At 70.7% G+C, this 15,933-nt stretch carries 15 protein-coding genes; 9 read left to right on the forward strand and 6 right to left on the reverse strand.

Going from position 1 to position 15,933, the window contains the following annotated elements; translation table 11 throughout:
• The first annotated feature begins 1,383 nt into the window (after nucleotides 1-1,383).
• Nucleotides 1,384-1,611: a hypothetical protein gene (locus AC3CHW_RS04650; protein WP_488469641.1), complete on the forward strand. Its 228-nt coding sequence runs from the start codon at nucleotides 1,384-1,386 to the stop codon at nucleotides 1,609-1,611.
• Nucleotides 1,612-2,001: 390 nt separating this feature from the next.
• On the opposite strand, the gene AC3CHW_RS04655 is transcribed toward AC3CHW_RS04650, so the two are convergent.
• The 5 genes from AC3CHW_RS04655 to AC3CHW_RS04675 all read right to left on the reverse strand — a co-directional run bounded on the left by AC3CHW_RS04655 (nucleotide 2,002) and on the right by AC3CHW_RS04675 (nucleotide 6,917).
• Nucleotides 2,002-2,616, reverse strand: coding sequence for an HNH endonuclease (locus AC3CHW_RS04655; protein ID WP_488469642.1), 615 nt, complete (start codon nucleotides 2,614-2,616; stop codon nucleotides 2,002-2,004).
• A 79-nt stretch (nucleotides 2,617-2,695) separates the two neighbouring features.
• Nucleotides 2,696-3,196, reverse strand: a complete 501-nt coding sequence (locus AC3CHW_RS04660; RefSeq protein WP_488469643.1) for a hypothetical protein — start codon at nucleotides 3,194-3,196, stop codon at nucleotides 2,696-2,698.
• A 1-nt stretch (nucleotide 3,197) separates the two neighbouring features.
• A complete protein-coding gene (locus AC3CHW_RS04665) occupies nucleotides 3,198-3,434 on the reverse strand; it encodes a hypothetical protein (protein WP_488469644.1) in 237 nt (78 codons plus the stop codon).
• An 833-nt stretch (nucleotides 3,435-4,267) separates the two neighbouring features.
• Nucleotides 4,268-5,992, reverse strand: coding sequence for a recombinase family protein (locus AC3CHW_RS04670; RefSeq protein WP_488469645.1), 1,725 nt, complete (start codon nucleotides 5,990-5,992; stop codon nucleotides 4,268-4,270).
• Between the two features lie 319 nt (nucleotides 5,993-6,311).
• Entirely contained in the window at nucleotides 6,312-6,917 is a 606-nt protein-coding gene (locus AC3CHW_RS04675) for a hypothetical protein (RefSeq protein WP_488469646.1), read from the reverse strand.
• A 226-nt stretch (nucleotides 6,918-7,143) separates the two neighbouring features.
• Between AC3CHW_RS04675 and AC3CHW_RS04680 the strand changes: the two genes are divergently transcribed.
• The 7 genes from AC3CHW_RS04680 (at nucleotide 7,144) to AC3CHW_RS04710 (ending at nucleotide 13,431) form a co-directional block, all read left to right on the forward strand.
• Nucleotides 7,144-7,497, forward strand: a complete 354-nt coding sequence (locus AC3CHW_RS04680; RefSeq protein WP_488469647.1) for a hypothetical protein — start codon at nucleotides 7,144-7,146, stop codon at nucleotides 7,495-7,497.
• 106 nt (nucleotides 7,498-7,603) lie between these two features.
• Nucleotides 7,604-8,125, forward strand: a complete 522-nt coding sequence (locus AC3CHW_RS04685; protein WP_398610996.1) for an AAA family ATPase — start codon at nucleotides 7,604-7,606, stop codon at nucleotides 8,123-8,125.
• 120 nt (nucleotides 8,126-8,245) lie between these two features.
• The gene (locus AC3CHW_RS04690) at nucleotides 8,246-8,692 is read left to right on the forward strand and encodes a PPOX class F420-dependent oxidoreductase (RefSeq protein ID WP_176164913.1); all 447 of its coding nucleotides are present in this window, start codon (nucleotides 8,246-8,248) and stop codon (nucleotides 8,690-8,692) included.
• A 216-nt stretch (nucleotides 8,693-8,908) separates the two neighbouring features.
• Nucleotides 8,909-9,547: a LysE family translocator gene (locus tag AC3CHW_RS04695; RefSeq protein WP_488469648.1), complete on the forward strand. Its 639-nt coding sequence runs from the start codon at nucleotides 8,909-8,911 to the stop codon at nucleotides 9,545-9,547.
• A 183-nt stretch (nucleotides 9,548-9,730) separates the two neighbouring features.
• Nucleotides 9,731-11,950, forward strand: coding sequence for an NADP-dependent isocitrate dehydrogenase (locus AC3CHW_RS04700; RefSeq protein ID WP_488469649.1), 2,220 nt, complete (start codon nucleotides 9,731-9,733; stop codon nucleotides 11,948-11,950).
• A 270-nt stretch (nucleotides 11,951-12,220) separates the two neighbouring features.
• On the forward strand, nucleotides 12,221-13,030 hold the full coding sequence (locus AC3CHW_RS04705; protein WP_488469650.1) for an alpha/beta fold hydrolase: 810 nt from the start codon (nucleotides 12,221-12,223) through the stop codon (nucleotides 13,028-13,030).
• A gap of 101 nt (nucleotides 13,031-13,131) precedes the next feature.
• Nucleotides 13,132-13,431, forward strand: a complete 300-nt coding sequence (locus AC3CHW_RS04710; RefSeq protein WP_488469651.1) for a hypothetical protein — start codon at nucleotides 13,132-13,134, stop codon at nucleotides 13,429-13,431.
• Here the strand turns inward: AC3CHW_RS04710 and AC3CHW_RS04715 are convergent.
• The gene (locus AC3CHW_RS04715; RefSeq protein ID WP_488469652.1) at nucleotides 13,317-14,765 is read right to left on the reverse strand and encodes an aminotransferase-like domain-containing protein; all 1,449 of its coding nucleotides are present in this window, start codon (nucleotides 14,763-14,765) and stop codon (nucleotides 13,317-13,319) included. The two genes, AC3CHW_RS04710 and AC3CHW_RS04715, sit on opposite strands and share 115 nt — an antisense overlap.
• A 232-nt stretch (nucleotides 14,766-14,997) precedes the next feature.
• Here AC3CHW_RS04715 and AC3CHW_RS04720 point away from each other — a divergent pair, with 232 nt between their 5' ends.
• Nucleotides 14,998-15,930 (forward strand): DMT family transporter, encoded by a 933-nt coding sequence (locus AC3CHW_RS04720; protein ID WP_488470963.1) that lies wholly within the window; start codon nucleotides 14,998-15,000, stop codon nucleotides 15,928-15,930.
• Nucleotides 15,931-15,933 lie beyond the last annotated feature (3 nt).

The following is a 15,933-nucleotide window of genomic DNA, read 5'->3' on the forward strand; positions in this document are numbered from 1 at the left end:
CACGCAAACTCGCACTCGGGAAGCCCGCCGTAGTGACGCCCCTAGCCACGAACATGCTGAACCCCCCTGCCCGCCGCCCTAGCTAGGGTGACGAGCGCGGGGGCTCCGCGTGAAAACGAGTTACGCTCGCGCGACCGAGTCGTCACGACCGGGCTCGGGGACGGGAACCACGCTCTCGGTTTATATAGGGGGCGAGGAAACCAACTGGGATTCCCGGGGTTCATCTCCACCGAATTACTCTGATGAGCCATGCGAGTTTTTTGCCTCCCTGCCGCTCAACGCGGCCAAGGGGCGGGAGTACCCCCTGGTCAGAACGGCGGACGCTCGGCTGCCTCACGCCGCGAGCGCGCCTCAGCAGCCCAACCACCCGGCTGCCGACGAGCTGTCTCACGGTTGTGACACGCAACGCACAGCGGGCGAAGGTGCTTCGCCGCGTCTGGGCTCGTCTCGCCCCTCGCGATCAACTCGCGGCGGCTCACGGGGAAGTGGTCGGCCACTCGCGCGGCCCGGCCGCACAGCACGCACCACGGGTTGGCGTACAGGTAAGCGCGCCGGATGCGCTGCCACCGCGTCGAGTACACCGCGCCACCACGTGACGCACGGTCGGCGTTCGCCTCACGCTCGTGCTCGGCACAACGGCCACCCCGGGCAGTCAGCTCGGGGCACCCGGGGACAGAGCACGGGGGGCGGGGTCGTTGGGGCACGGCTGCAACTCCAAACCCGCGGGTCGTGTCACAGGTAGGCACTACCCTGTGCTCTGTGAGTGTCAGCGAAGGAAGTGCGGGGGTGGGGACACCCCTGTCAGGGACGCAGTTTTTGGAAGAGCTGCTTACGTTCGCCTCAGAATTCACAATGGTGGACGAAGCGCATGTGATGTGTCCCGTCGAGTCACTGTTGGAGGCGCCCCAGCGCCTGCTAGGTGACAGCCGCCCAACATTGAACCCTGACCCGACTACGCCCTTTCGTAGTTACTGGGAATGCCACCACAAGCGGCGCGTCCGTCCGTCGGTTGAAGAACTGGCGCTGCGTTTACAAAGTGCCGCGCAAATGCTTCGTATGGCGACCGACATAGGTATTGATCGCTGGGCTGCCGTACTCGCATTCCGTGAGGCGCTAGCAGCGTTGATTGCCTGTTTGCTGAGTTTCTTGATCCGGACACTGCTTCTTGTGTTGTCCCGAGCCCTCAGCCGGGCCCGCGCCGAAGACGCCTTGATCTGGAAGCCCCAGCCAATCGATAAGTCACCACAGATCACACCCCGAGGGCCCAACCCTGCCTTCCCCGTGAGCACACACCGGGGCGGGCACGACCGCAGCACGCCGGGGAGCGTCGTACTGGCTGCGTAGGTGACCCGCCGACCGTTCAAGGTCGGAAGGCTCAAGAGCATGTTTTCCCTGCCGGAATCGGCCCCGTGGTGGGCTGTTGTCGCACTCTTCGCACTCGGCATCGTGGTGTTCGGCGTGCGCAGTTTCGTGCGCGCCGTGTGGCCGCAGACCTCTGCACACCGCAAAGAGCTGTTGCGAGAGTGGCAGCGGCAGCGCGAGGAAGAACGGCGCCGCCAGCACGAGCAAGAGCAGGCACGCCAACGTAAGGAACTCGACAGCCGAGAGTGAACGTGGCGGGGCGGGTGCAGGCTTAGTTGCCGCCCAGTTGTGGTCAGTCGATGTCGTGATAACCCTCGGCATAGGGGCTTCGGCGGGCCGCGTCTCGATCTATCAGCAACTGAGCATGCGCGCGCTCTCGTTCGGTCAACCGCCGATTTCGTGCGATGAAGATAGTCGCGATGAAGGCGCAGAGCGTGACCATTGCGCCAACTCCACGCCCGGTTCCCGAACTGCCCCCACACGCGATGACTATGAAGTAGCTAGCAACGAACGCGCAGACCACTGAAACGGTGAGTAATAGCCCATAAGGGGGAGCGAAGATCGTGTATAGGCAACAGATGATACCTATCACCACTGCGAAGAAGATCAGGAGATGGTCGGTCGAGCTGTAGTTGGCCGCTAGGTCCGTCGTATACAAGCCCATAGGGGCACCGTAGACGCATGCGGGCGCCGTGTAGCCGATTGCGCACTACTCATGGGGGGCGCATTGAAGCTCAAATGCGCCCCTTGCGCGCCGAGCTCAGCGCTCGTCTTGAGTCCGTGGCACCCGTGACACAGCACCTGAACGTTGCGGTCAACGTCTTCCCCGCCGAGGAACAGCGGACGCACATGGTCCACGTCCACCCCGCCGGCGGGGAAGTCCCCCAAGCGCCAGTCGCACCAGGCCGAGCCTCGTTCGTCCACGCGTCGCCGGAGCTGAGCCGCAGCGTCCCGACAGTTCGCCCGTCGCCGACTCCGCGCACGACGAGAGCGGACGGCCGGGCCGCTTCGGCTTCCCACGGGGTTCGATCCGGCACTGCCCCCTGCCGTCAACTCGGAGGCATCCGGGTACCGGGCAGGGGGGACGGGGGTTACGCGGCTCGGGGACCACTCGGCGGGATCACCGGGGGATCGATCGGAGTTCCGTCCGCGTGGCGGGGTGTGAGGTCGATAACTGCGATCCGGCCAGCGTGCCGCGCTCGCTGAACTCCCCTCGGCATCATGGTCTCTGCGCCCGTCCCCGCATCGGCCCACACGGGCCGTCCATCCTTATCACGTGGGAAGTATGGGTAATCGCCGTCCGGTCCGGGGTCGAGTGCGTCAACCGCCATCATCAATCCTCGCTGGCCAGGAACTCATCACGGCTATCCCGCAGTTCGTTGGCGAACTCGACTGCCTTCTCCGCAGCCATCTTTTCGGCGTAGCTCTCAATGTCGGCGAGAATGGCCACCGCGTAAAAACGCTGTTCAGGGACGGTCACAACTTCCTGCAAAGCCCGCTGTGCTCGCTGTGCCTCATCGAGAACGTGCCTGCGCTTGTGACGAGCCGCCCGGTACTCGACGTAGGCAGCGAACCAGGGTTCGGTGGAGAGCACTTCGTAGAAGCGGTCCCGGGCCTCGTTCCCGGAGTTGGCCGCTTCCTCAGCTCGCTTACCCCAGGTCTCTATGAATTCCCGGTCATAGACTGCCCCACGCTCTGCGCGTCGGGCCGCCTCAGCTTCTCGCGCTGCTTCCAACTCGGCCTGTGCGTCAGCGAGCGGAGCGGAGAGTTTTTCTGCCTGAGCCTGGAGCTTGGCTACACGCTCTGCGGCCTTTTCGATTTCGTTGGTGGTCATATCAGTTGCCACCCTTCGTCACGTCGCGGCCGTGCTCGGCTGCAATCTTCTTGTCGTTCTCGTAGTAACCAAGGCTCATCCGGATGGACGTGCCGAGCGTCTCGAACACTTCGGGACGCGAGTCACGCAGCTTGGCGAGTTCTTCCATGCGCTCATCCCACTTGAACGTGTCGGCGCGGCTCTGGCCCTTGTCGCGCTTTCCGTCCAGGAACGCGGCACGGTTGAGATATTCGTTCACGGTCTTTCCTTCATTGTGTGCGGGCGTGAAAAAGCCCCTGCGTATGGCACGTCAGGGGTTCGTGAGTGAAGCTCTGGAGTTGTGGACGTTCCTGCCCCTATGCGGGGGCCCAATCCGGGATTCCGATCAGCGCACGCGCGGCCATCTGCGTTGCCTGGTACGTCTCCGTTCGGCAGTCCGCCGAGCAGTACAGCGGGCGACGACCCCGCCCGACGTAGTGCAGTTCGTTGGAGCAATTCGGGTGGGCACAGATGCCGGGCCCCGTGTCCTCGGCTCGCTGCCGCGCGTCGGTGACGAGTGCGAGCGTTGTACGTGCGGCGGCCTGGTCGCCGTTCACGGCGCCCCGTGCGGCGTTCTCAGCGCGTCGCAGCAGTGCGCAGACCTCTATGTGTCGTGTGGTGTCCATGGTTTCCCTCCGGCGGGCAGAGTGGCGTCAGCGGTCCGTCAGCGTGGGCCGCTTCCTGGTTCGCGGGTAGTAGGGACCGAGGGTTGCCCGCAAAACTATTCAGGCCAGACGAATCGGACACCGAATGTGATGCAGGCAACATTTGAACGGTCCGGAATCGTCGGCATGGACCGAACAGCAGACGCAGAGCTGCGAAGGGGTGTTGAGGGTGACGACAGAGACCTCAATCTCTCCTCTCTCTAGGTTTTTCTTGGCTTCCCCCAAAACAGTCGAAGTTCGACACCCTCAACACCTTTCCGCCTCCCGCTGTTCAGCAGCCCCGCCGATGAGCGAAAGCGCGTACGCCTGCCTGTGGGCACACCGGAGCCCCGGCGGGCAACGGGGCCATCCGGGGCTCTTGGAGGGGCATAGGGGCGCGCCGGGGCCCTTATGCGGCGACCAGTTCGCGGACGGGCTCGACCAGGCGCACGCTCGCGCCCTCGGTCGGCTCGTCTCCGCGTGCCACCGACTCAAGTGCCGAGACCTCTCCCGCGAGGGCTTCCGCAGCAGGGTCGAGCGCTCCGGACATGGTGAAGTCCACGCGGGACGTATCGAGCTTCCGCCACCCACCACGAGTACCGCGCCGCACGTTCAGACGAACTCCTGCTTCAACGAGCAGCGCGCGCCGTCCGGCTGTTTCCGTCGCTTCCCACTCGTCCCGGATGGTGCGTCCGGTCGGTGTGACAACACGTTGCGGCTCGCGCTTCTCGCGGGTCTCCAGGTCGGCTATCCGAGCATCGAGCGCGTCCGCGCGTTCCTGCCATGCTCGCGCGGCATGCCGGGACTTCTGTCGCCCCTTCTGCTCCTGGTGCTCCTCGAACTCCCGCAGGGTGGCACGTAGCTCGGGCTCGGGGTCGTAGCCGGGAATCTCGACTACGTGTGTCGTCTGGACGGAGCCAACCCGTCGCAGGAACTCGGCGGTCACGTACTCGTCGGCCCAGTCACCGCGTATGTTGGCGGACCGGCCGCACACGGCCCCCCGTGAGTACGGGTTGCACTTGTAGGTCGGGCGCTGTCTGGACTCTTGCTTGTTCAGGTACATGCGAGCCCCGCACGCGTCGCAGTGAATGACACGCAGTAGCAGTGCGTCCGTGTCCTTGCGGTCTCCGTTGTTGATGCTGCGTGAGTCGAGCAGCGCCCCGATGCGGTCGAACTCCTCGCGCGTCATCAGCGGGGTTTCGGCGCTCATGATCGGGTTGCCCTCGGCATCGCGCACGGGGTTGCCCTTGTGCATCTTCCAGCCGAGCAGCGTTGGGTTACGCAGCATCCGGCTAAGAACGTTGGCGTTCCAGTTGAACGCGTCTTTGGTGAGTGCTGTCTTCCCGCCGGGCTTCCCGCCCTTCTTGCGCCCCTTCATCACTGCCCAGTGGTCGCGCGGGCTCGGTATCTGGTCTGCGTTGAGCCCTACGGCGACAGCAGAGACGGTCTTACCTTCTAGCAGTTCGCGCACCACGCGCTCAATGACCTTCACCGCATCCGGGTCCGGTACCAGCGTCCAGCCGATACCCCCGCGTTCCTCCGGCATGGGGGCGGGCACGTAGCCGTACGGGGGGCGCGAGCCACGCCACCGCAGCGCCATCTTGCGAATGGCAGCCATGGCACCGGTAACACGGTCGCTGATGCTCTGCGCTTCCACCTGAGCGGAAAAAGCGAACATCATCATCATTAATTCGCCCATGGGGTCCATGGGGTTGCGGAAGTCGAAGACCAGCCGGCCCCCGCCGATGCCCTCGGCGAAGACCAGAACCTTGCGATGCTCGCGAGCCCACTTCGCAAGCTCGTGCATGTCCGCCATGGACCGGATAGCGCGGTCGAACCTCCACCACACCAGAGCGTCAAACTCACCAGGGCGGGAGAGCCACCCGCCGAGGGCGGGACGGTCAAAGGGGCTGATCTTGGAAGCGGAGACGTCGAGGTCCACCGCTTCGCGGAGCTGGTCTCCCTCGCCGAAGTCGATGTTGAGGGCTGCCGCAACCATGTCGTCGGCTTCGCGCTGCCGCTCGGGGCTGGTGGTCTCGTCGGTGAGCACGGACAGACGTACGCAACGGACACCACGCAGCGTTTCGGTTTCGTAGACCGTGCCCGCGAGGGGGTTCTGGGGTGCACTGTTCATGGCCCCCGTAGGGACCGAGGGGTTCCCGCTGTGCTCTCTGACCAGGACCGATGCCACCACGTCGCCACTCCAGAACGTCTAGTTCTGAGTGTTGGGAGATCCAGAGGGCAACGAATTCTGCGTCCTGGGCGAGCGGAAGAGCTGAGCGGGGCCGGGCAGCCGTTCCGGCGGAGGCGCCGGACGGCTTCGCCCACCCGCGGCCGTCCTCCACGGGACACGGTCGTTGATCACCGTCGTTCCCGGATGGGGGAAGGCTCCGAAACGGCGCTTCCGACCTTCTCAGCGACTCGGCGCTTCAGCCGGTCGGTGAGCGGCCGAGTCAGCCGGCCGGGCGTTCGGCGTCAGGCGCCGGGCGGGTCCAGAGGGTGAGGTCGCTACTGGTGGCGACGGCGAGGGTACGTCCGGACGGCGAGAAGCCGGCGGCGCGCAGTTCGGAGTAGGAGGAGTCGAAGATGTGCCACCAGCGTTCGCCGTGCGGCCCGTCGTGGGGGATGCCTCCGTCCACGGACAGCAGGACGCGGTCGTGCGGCCACTCGGGGCTGACGACCTCCAGGGTCCAGCCGTCCTCGGTGGTGGCGTGCAGGCCGCCTCCGAAGAGCCCCGCGATGCGCACCCGGGTCGAGGCGATGGGGCCGAGCCCCGGGCAGGAGAGGTCCGGCGCCGCGTCCGGGGTGTCGTCTTCGGGGTCGGGGTCACGGTCCCGGGCGATCTTCTCGCCGGTGACGGTGTCGAAGAGCCCGTGGCCGCCGGCGGAGACCACCATGACCAGGTCGCGGCCGTCGTCGGGGGCGGGAGCGAAGCCGATGCCGAGCAGGCCGCCGACGGGGATGAGCCCGTCAGGATTAGGGCGCCACGGGTCAGGCGGCGCGACGACGGGGACGGACAGGAACCGCTCCCGCAGACGTCGCTGGTAGTCAGAGAGCACGGTTCCCTCCCGCTCGACCGGACGTTGACCGCCCCGGGGCGGTGACGTGCATCGTGCCAGACGCGCACGAAGGTACGCCTCGCGCTCGACCGGCCGGCCGATGCGCTCGGTCACGGCCGATCGCCCGAGCCGCCCCGGACACGGGCGCCACCCCCGGAGGCTCCGCGCCACGAACGGGCCGGCCCCACCGACCGGCGAGACGGTCACGACCTGCGAGAATCGGCCGGTGAGCGAGGCTGAGCTGCCCGCCGTCGAGTACGCCTTCGTACTCAACGCGTCCGAGATCGACATCCTCCCCGGGGTGCGCGGGGATCTGGACGAGCCGCTGGCCTCCGGACCGGCGGTGGACCTGGCACCCGTGCTGCTCTCCCTCGTCGACCGCGGCGTGGTCGAGGTCTGCCGGGTCATCCCGTGGACCGCGCCCGACGGCACCGACGGCTACCAACCCGGCGCGCCGATCCCGCGCGAGGAGCTTCCCCTCGTGCTCGCCGAGGCGGCCGAGTGGGAGTACCCCGACGACGTCGAGTGGCTGGGCAGGCTGACCCTGGTGCCCGGGGAGCGCCACCGGCGAGCCCGCTGAGTCCGGCCGCGTCGGCGCGTGGCGACTCCGCGCCCCGCCTACCGGGCCCTCCCCCACCCGTCGCCCGTGCCCGCGCCCGCGCCCGCGTGGCGCTAGCGTGGGGCGCATGATCGTATGGCTCAACGGCACCCACGGCGCGGGCAAGACGACGACCAGCGCGCTCGTACAGCAACTGCTGCCGGACTCCCGGGTGTTCGACGCCGAGAAGGTCGGCGAGACGCTCATGGACATCACGCCCGGGCTGCCCGAGACGGACAACTTCCAGCACTGGCCGCCGTGGCGCCCGCTCGTGGTGGAGACCGCCCGCCGCGTGCTGGAGTACGCCGGTGGCACCCTGGTGGTGCCGATGACGGTCCTGGTCGAGCCGTACTGGCGCGAAATCAGCGCGGGCCTGGCCCAGTACGCCATTCCCGTACGGCACTTCGTGCTCCACGCCGACCAGGAGACCCTGCGCGCCCGCATCCAGAACGACACCGTCCTCGGTCCCTCCCCCTTCCGCTTCGGGTACCTGGAGCCCTACGCCGAGGCGGCCCGCACCTGGCTGCACGCCGAGGCCGAGGTCATCGACACCACCCACCTCACCCCCGCCCAGGCCGCCCTGCGGATCGCGGAGGCCGTCAAGGGGTGAGGGCCGCTCGCCGACCTGCGATGTCGGGGCGCGCGCGCCACGGTCCGGGGGTTCGGCCGGGGCCGGAACGCACGGTTCCCCTCATCCCGTCCCGACGATCATGGTTGGTAACCTCGCCGGATGACTGCGACCTTCAGCGAAGCCGTCCGCGCCCGGCTGCGGGCCCCTCACATCTGGTACGTCGGCACCGTGTTCCCCGACGGAGCGCCGCAGGTCAGCCCGATGTGGGTGGATCTGGAGGGCGAGGGGGAGCTGACGTTCAACACCTCGGTGGGCCGGGTGAAGGAGGAGAACCTCCGTCACGACCCGCGCGTCTACCTCTCGCACGCGGATGCCGCCAACCCCTTCGACCGGGTGCAGATCAGCGGCGAGGTGGCCCGCTTCGTCGAGGGTGAGGAGGCGCACGAGCGGATGGACCGGCTGGCCCGCAAGTACCTGGGCAGCGAGCGCTTCGAGTGGATCATGCCGGGAGAGCAGCGGGTCGCGGTGATCGTGCGCCCGACCAAGGTGCGGCACATCGTCGGCGTCGAGCCGTTCCGGCCGGGCGGCCCGGTTCCCGCCTCCTGACCCCCGTCCGACGGAGGCCCGGCGCCGGCCGGGCGCCGGGGCGGCGACGAAGCGGCGGCCCGTGCCCGGTCACCCGGGCCCACGCCGTCCGACAGCATCGGCGGCATCGGCGGCGCCCACCCCGCGCGGCAGCCCCGGCAGCGCGCGCCCGTGCGCGAGCCTCGTGCCGCGCTCCCGGGGCGTGCGCCGCCGGCGCGGTGGCTAGGCTGCCGTTCCATGGCCATAAGTACCGCAGTCTGGTCCTTCGCCTTGGTCGTGGGGCTGTTGACGCTGACTCCCGGTCTCGACACCGCGCTGATCCTGCGCACCTCGATGCTCGGCCACGCCCACCGGGCCTGGGGCGTCGTTCTCGGTGTGCAGAGCGGCATCCTGCTGTGGGGGGCCTTCACCTCCCTCGGCGTGACCGCGCTGCTGACCGCCTCGCACCTCGCGTACGAGTGCCTGCGCTGGGCCGGCGCCGCCTATCTGGTGTGGCTGGGCCTGCGGATGATCCGCGACACCTTCCGCGCCGACCACGGGTCGCGGGTGCCCAACGCGGCGGCGTCGGAGAGCGCGGACTCGCTGCTCGGCGGGGTGCGGCAGGGGGCGCTCACCAATCTGCTCAACCCGAAGGTGGGCGCGTTCTACGTGGCGGTGCTGCCCCAGTTCATCCCGCCGGGCACCCACCAGTTGCCCATGGGGCTGCTGCTCACCCTGGTGCACATCGTGCTGGGCCTGTTGTGGTCCCTCGTGCTGATCGGCTGCGCCCGGCTGCTGCACCAGTGGCTGCGCACGCGGCGGGCGCAGCGGCTCCTCGACCGCGTCACCGGCACGGTCATCACCGCCCTCGGCCTGCGCCTGGCCGTCAGCCACTGAGCCCGACGGCGGCCCGCGGCGACCGGTGACGGGCGGTGGCGGGCGCGGCGGCGGCCCGGGTCGGGGCGGAACCGGCCAATCCGCCCGCGCCGGTGCGCGGCGGGGCGGGGTCCTGTCGAGGGAGGGTCGATCACGAGATATCTTGATGTCGAGCAATGTTGCAGACGTGGAGCGGAGCACCCGGTGACTGACTCGACCATCATCTACACGCACACCGACGAGGCCCCGGCCTTGGCGACGTACTCCTTCCTGCCGGTGATCGAGGCGTACGCCTCCACGGCCGGAGTGAACGTCGAGAGCCGTGACATCTCCCTGGCGGGGCGGATCATCGCAAGCTTCCCGGAGCGTCTCCAGGAGAGCCAGCGCATCGACGACGCCCTGGCCGAGCTGGGCGAGCTGGCCAAGACGCCGGGTGCGAACATCATCAAGCTGCCGAACATCTCGGCCTCGATCCCGCAGCTCAAGGCCGCGATCGCGGAGCTGCAGGAGCAGGGCTACGCGCTGCCGGACTACCCGGACGACCCGAAGACCGACGAGGAGCGCGACATCCGCGCCCGGTACGACAAGGTCAAGGGCAGCGCCGTCAACCCCGTCCTGCGCGAGGGCAACTCCGACCGCCGCGCCCCCGCGTCGGTCAAGAACTACGCCAAGGCGCACCCGCACCGCATGGGTGCCTGGAGCGCCGACTCCAAGACCAACGTCGCGCACATGGACGGTGACGACTTCCGCTCCACGGAGAAGTCGGTGGTCATCGCCGAGGACGGCGCGCTGCGCATCGAGCTGTCCGGGGACGACGGCAGCACCACCGTGCTGCGCGAGTCGGTGCCCGTGCTCGCCGGCGAGGTCGTGGACGCGGCCGTGCTGCGCGTCGCGGCGCTGCGCGAGTTCCTGGGCGCCCAGGTGGCCCGCGCGAAGGCGGAGGGCGTGCTGTTCTCCGTACACCTGAAGGCCACCATGATGAAGGTCTCCGACCCGATCATCTTCGGTCACGTGGTGCGCACCTTCTTCCCGAAGACGTTCGCCGAGCACGGCCAGACGCTCGCCGGGGCCGGCCTGACCCCCAACGACGGTCTCGGCGGCATCCTCAAGGGCCTGGAGTCGCTGCCCGAGGGCGCGGCGATCAAGGCGTCCTTCGAGGCCGAGCTGGCCGAGGGTCCCGAGCTGGCGATGGTCGACTCGGACCGAGGCATCACCAACCTGCACGTGCCCAGCGACGTCATCGTGGACGCCTCGATGCCCGCGATGATCCGCACCTCCGGCCACATGTGGGGCCCGGACGGCCAGGAGGCCGACACCCTCGCGGTCATCCCGGACAGCAGCTACGCCGGCGTCTACCAGGTCGTCATCGACGACTGCCGCGCCCACGGCGCCTTCGACCCGGCGACGATGGGCTCGGTGCCCAACGTCGGCCTGATGGCGCAGAAGGCCGAGGAGTACGGCAGCCACGACAAGACCTTCGAGATCCCCGCCACCGGCACCGTGCGGGCCATCGACGGCAACGGCAACGTCGTCCTCGAGCAGGTCGCCAGCGCCGGGGACATCTTCCGCATGTGCCAGACCAAGGACGCCCCGATCCGCGACTGGGTCAAGCTCGCCGTCACCCGCGCCCGCGCGACCGGTGACCCGGCGGTGTTCTGGCTGGACGAGGGCCGCGCGCACGACGCCAACCTGATCGCCAAGGTCAGGACGTACCTGGCCGACCACGACACCGACGGCCTGCGGATCGAGATCATGTCGCCGGTCGAGGCGACCGCGTTCTCGCTGGAGCGCATCCGGCGGGGCGAGAACACGATCTCGGTCACCGGCAACGTGCTGCGTGACTACCTGACCGACCTGTTCCCGATCCTCGAACTCGGCACCAGCGCCAAGATGCTGTCCGTGGTCCCGCTGATGAACGGCGGCGGCCTGTTCGAGACCGGCGCCGGCGGCTCCGCGCCCAAGCACGTGCAGCAGCTCGTCAAGGAGAACTACCTGCGCTGGGACAGCCTGGGCGAGTTCCTCGCGCTCGCGGTCAGCTTCGAGCACCTCGCGCAGACCACCGGCAACGCCCGCGCCCAGGTGCTCGCCGACACCCTGGACCGCGCGACGGCGACCTTCCTCAACGAGGACAAGTCGCCCAGCCGTCGCCTCGGTGGCATCGACAACCGTGGCAGCCACTTCTACCTGGCGCTCTACTGGGCCCAGGAGCTGGCGCGGCAGACCGACGACGCGGAGCTGGCGAAGTCCTTCACCGCGCTCGCCAAGACGCTGGCCGAGCAGGAGCGGACGATCGTGGACGAGCTGATCGCGGTGCAGGGCTCCCCGGCCGACATCGGCGGCTACTACCAGCCCGACCCGGCCAAGGCCGCGGCCATCATGCGCCCGTCGCAGACCCTCAACCAGGCGCTCGCGACGCTCGGCTGACGCCATCGCGGGCCCGGGCGCGGCCGAACCGGTCGCACGCCCCGGGCCCGCGCGGCGGGGGGCTGCTCCAGCTCGTACGCCGCCCGCCCCACCCCGCCCCGCCTGCGCTCCGCGGCCATACGCCGCGCTCGCCCCTCCGCCCCGGCCGGCCTCGCGCCCGCCGGGGCGGCTGCGTCGCGGGGCGACTGCGTCCCGGCGGGCGCCCACGCCCGCGTTCACGGACGGCGAAGGACGCCCCGCGACCGGGCCCGCGCCGCGAGACTCTGGCATATGCCGAACTTCGCCTCGTACGACGGCGTCACCCTGCACTACTCCGTCCTGGGCAGCGGTCCGCCCCTGGTGTGCCTGCCCGGCGGACCGGGCGGCGACGGGCGCGGCCTCGGCGACCTCGGCGGCCTGGCGCGGGGGCGGACCCTGCTGCGGCTCGACGGCCGCGCCGGCGGTCGCTCCGCGATCCCGCCCGACGGGCCCCACTGCGGCTTCGCCGCGCAGGCCCGCGACGTGCTGGCGTTCGCCGACACCCTCGGCCTGGACCGGGTGGACGTCATCGCGCACTCGGCGGGGACGCTGATCGCCCAGGAGTTCGCGCTACGGCACCCGGCGCGGGTGGGCCGGCTCGTGCTCGTGACCCCCGCGGGCCGGTTGGCCAGGGAGCCGGACGAGGCCGAACTCAGCGCCCTGCGAGCCGAGTTGGGCGAGCGGGCCGACACCGCGGCGGCGATGGCGGCCGGCGCCGCGCCCGGGGCGTACGGCGCGTGGTCGGCCGCCGCGCGGGCCCACCACGCCGCCGGCGCCGCCTACCGGGTGCCGCCGCCGTGGCTCAGGACCCGGTTCTACGCCGACATGGCCGACGAGCCGACGCGGGTGGCGCGACTGGGCGCGCTGCGGGCGCCCCTGCTGGCCGTCGCCGGCGGCCGGGACGGGATCGCCGGCACGGCCCCGGCGCGGCTGCTCGTCGCCTGCTGCCCCACCGCGCGTCTCGCCCTGCTCCCCGGTTGCGGCCACTGGCCGTGGGTGGACGACCCGGCGGCGTTCCGCGCCGTGGTCAGCGCCTTCCTCGCCGCCCCGGCCGCCGTGTGATCGGCGGACGGCACCGGGCGGCACCGGCCCGCCCAGTGTCGCCCGGCGCGAGGTCGGTCGCGCCGAGACCCCTCCCGGCCGGACCGTCCTACCGTCGCGCCATGCTGCTACGCGTCCTGTTCGCCTGCCTGACCACCCTGCTGATCGTCGCGACGTCCGCCTGCGAGGAACCGACCCCGGACGAGGGCAACGCCTGCTACGAACCGGGCGCCACCACCACCGACCCCGAGGGCAACGAGCTGGTCTGCCGCTGTCCCTCCTCCCCCACGGGCCCCGTGCCCGACGGCTACCCGCCCTCCAGCGCGATCCGCAACCGCCGTACGCCCTCGGCCAGTTCGGCCAGGCTCGCCACGCCCGCGAAGGACAGGCGCAGCCTGGGCCCGGGCGGCTCCGCCGCGTAGGAGGGCCGGCCGGGGGCCACGGCCACCCCGGCGTGCAGGGCCGCCCGCACCACGGCGGCCTCGTCGGTGCCGGGCGGCAGGGACAGCCACAGGTGGAAGCCGCCGGGCGGGACGCGGGCGGGAGGCAGCCCGGGCAGCTCCGCGCCGAGCGCGGCGACCAGGGCCTCCCGGCGGCGGCGCAGTTCGGCGGCGACCGCGCGCAGGTGGCGCGGCCAGGCGGGCGAGCCGACGAGTTCGAGCGTCGCCTCCTGGAGCGGCCAGGGCACGAAGAAGCTGTCGACGACCTGGATGGCGCGCAGCCGGTCGCGCACCGGGCCACGGGCCGCCAGCGCGCCGACCCGCAGGCTGGGCGAGGTGGCCTTGGTGAGCGAACAGGCGTGCACGACGGTGCCGTCCGGGTCGTCGGCGGCCAGCGTGGGGGGCAGCGCCGGGGCGTCCTCGTGGGCCAGCCGGCGGGCGAAGTCGTCCTCGATCACGAACGCCCCGGCCGCCCGCGCGACCCGGATCACCTCGGCCCGCCGCTCCTCGCTGAGCACGGTGCCGGTCGGGTTCTGCATCAGGGGCTGGCAGGCGAAGACCCGCGCGCCGCTGGCCCGGAACGCGTCGGCGAGCAGGTCGGTGCGTACCCCGTGGGCGTCGACCGGGACCGGCACCGGGCGGACCCCGGAGGCACGGGCGACGGCCAGCAGGCCCGGGTAGGTGGGCGACTCGACCAGCACCGGCGCCCCGGGCGGCGCGAGCGCGCGCAGCGCGGTGGTCAGGGAACTCTGGCCGCCGGAGGTGATCAACACGTCGGCCGCCGTGACGCCGCCGGTGGGCCCGCTGATCTCGCGGGCGAACCAGGCGCGCAGCTTGGGCAGCCCGTCGATCGGCGGCCGGTCCCAGACGCCCGGGCGGCGCCCGGCCCGGCCGAGCGCCGCCGCCAGGGCGCGTTCCGGCTGCAGCGAGGAGTGCAGGTAGCCGCCGCTGAGTTCGATCACGTCGGTGGGCGGGGCGGCCAGCGTGGCCAGGATGCCCGAGGCGTCCACCGAGCGGGGCACGGCGTCGGCGGCGGCCTCCGCGCTGAGCGCCACCTCCTGCCAGGAGGTGTCCCCGGCGCGCGGCTGACCCCGGCCCCGGTCCGCCGGTCCCGCCCGGAACGCGCCGGCCCCCGGCCGCGTCACCACCAGCCCCTCCGCGGCCAGCAGGGCCAGCGCGCGCGAGACGGTCACCGGACTGACCCGGTGCTGCTCGATGAGGGCCCGACTGGACGGCAGCTTCTCACCGGGAGAGTAGCGATCCAGCTCCTCCCGCAGGACTTCGGCCAGTTCCACCACGCTGCTACGCTCAAACATGACAGGCAAAGATAGCGCTACCCACGCCGATGCGATAGCAGTACCCATAGCAACGCCCGGCGTCACCGGCCCCCGCCACGACGGACCGGACGCCGGGCTCACCGCCCCGGCCGACCCCGCTGACGCGCCCCTCGCCCCAGCCGTCACCCCGTACCCCGATCCGAACCTGGAAGCGGCCACCGAGCCGACCGGCACGGCGTCGGCGGACACGACACCGGTGGATACGGCACCGGTGGACACGGCATCGGTGGACACGACGCCGGCGGGCGCCGAGCCGGCCAGGGCGACGGCCGGGCCCGGGCCGACCGGGGCCCGGCTCGGGACGCTGCTCGCCGTCCTCGGCGTGGCCACCTTCTCGCTGACCTTCCCCGCCACCGCCTGGGCGCTCAAGGGGCTCGGACCCTGGTCCACGATGGCGATCAGGTCCGTACTGGCCGCGTTGGTCGCCGGCGGCTGCCTGCTCGCGGTGCGGGCCCCGTTCCCGGCCCGCCGCCACTGGCCGGGGCTCGCGGTCGTCGTGGGCGGCATCGTGATCGGCTTCCCGTTGTTCACCACCCTGGCCCTGGAGACCTCCTCCACCGCGCACGCCGCCGTGGTCGTGGGCCTGCTCCCGCTGACGACCGCCGCGTTCGGCGCCGTACGCACCGGGGCCAGGCCCTCGCGGGTGTTCTGGGTCGCGGCGGTGGTCGGGGCCGCCGTGGTGATCACCTTCGCGCTCCAGCAGAGCGGCGGCGAGCCCACCAGCGCCGACCTCTTCCTCTTCGCCGCGCTGCTGGTGTGCGCCGCCGGCTACACCGAGGGCGCCACGCTCACCCGCGAGCTGCCGGGCTGGCAGGTGATCGGCTGGGCCCTGGTGTGCTGCCTGCCGCTGACGCTGCCGGCCACCGCCATCGCCCTGGCCATGGAGCCGGTGAACCTGACCGCGCAGGTCGTGGCCGGGATGGTATGGGTGTCGATGGGTTCCCAGTTCGTGGGCATGTACGTCTGGTACCGGGGCATGGCCGCCATCGGCGTGGCCAAGGCCAGCCAGCTCCAGCTCGCGCAGCCGCTGCTGACCCTGGTGTGGTCCGTACTCCTGTTGGGCGAGCACCTCACGCTGGCCGCCCCGCTGGCCGCGGTCGGCGTGCTGGTCTGCATCGGCGTCACCCAGCGGGCGCGGAGCTAGACG

The organism is Streptomyces sp. MGP-BFMKR1, assembly GCF_057766585.1.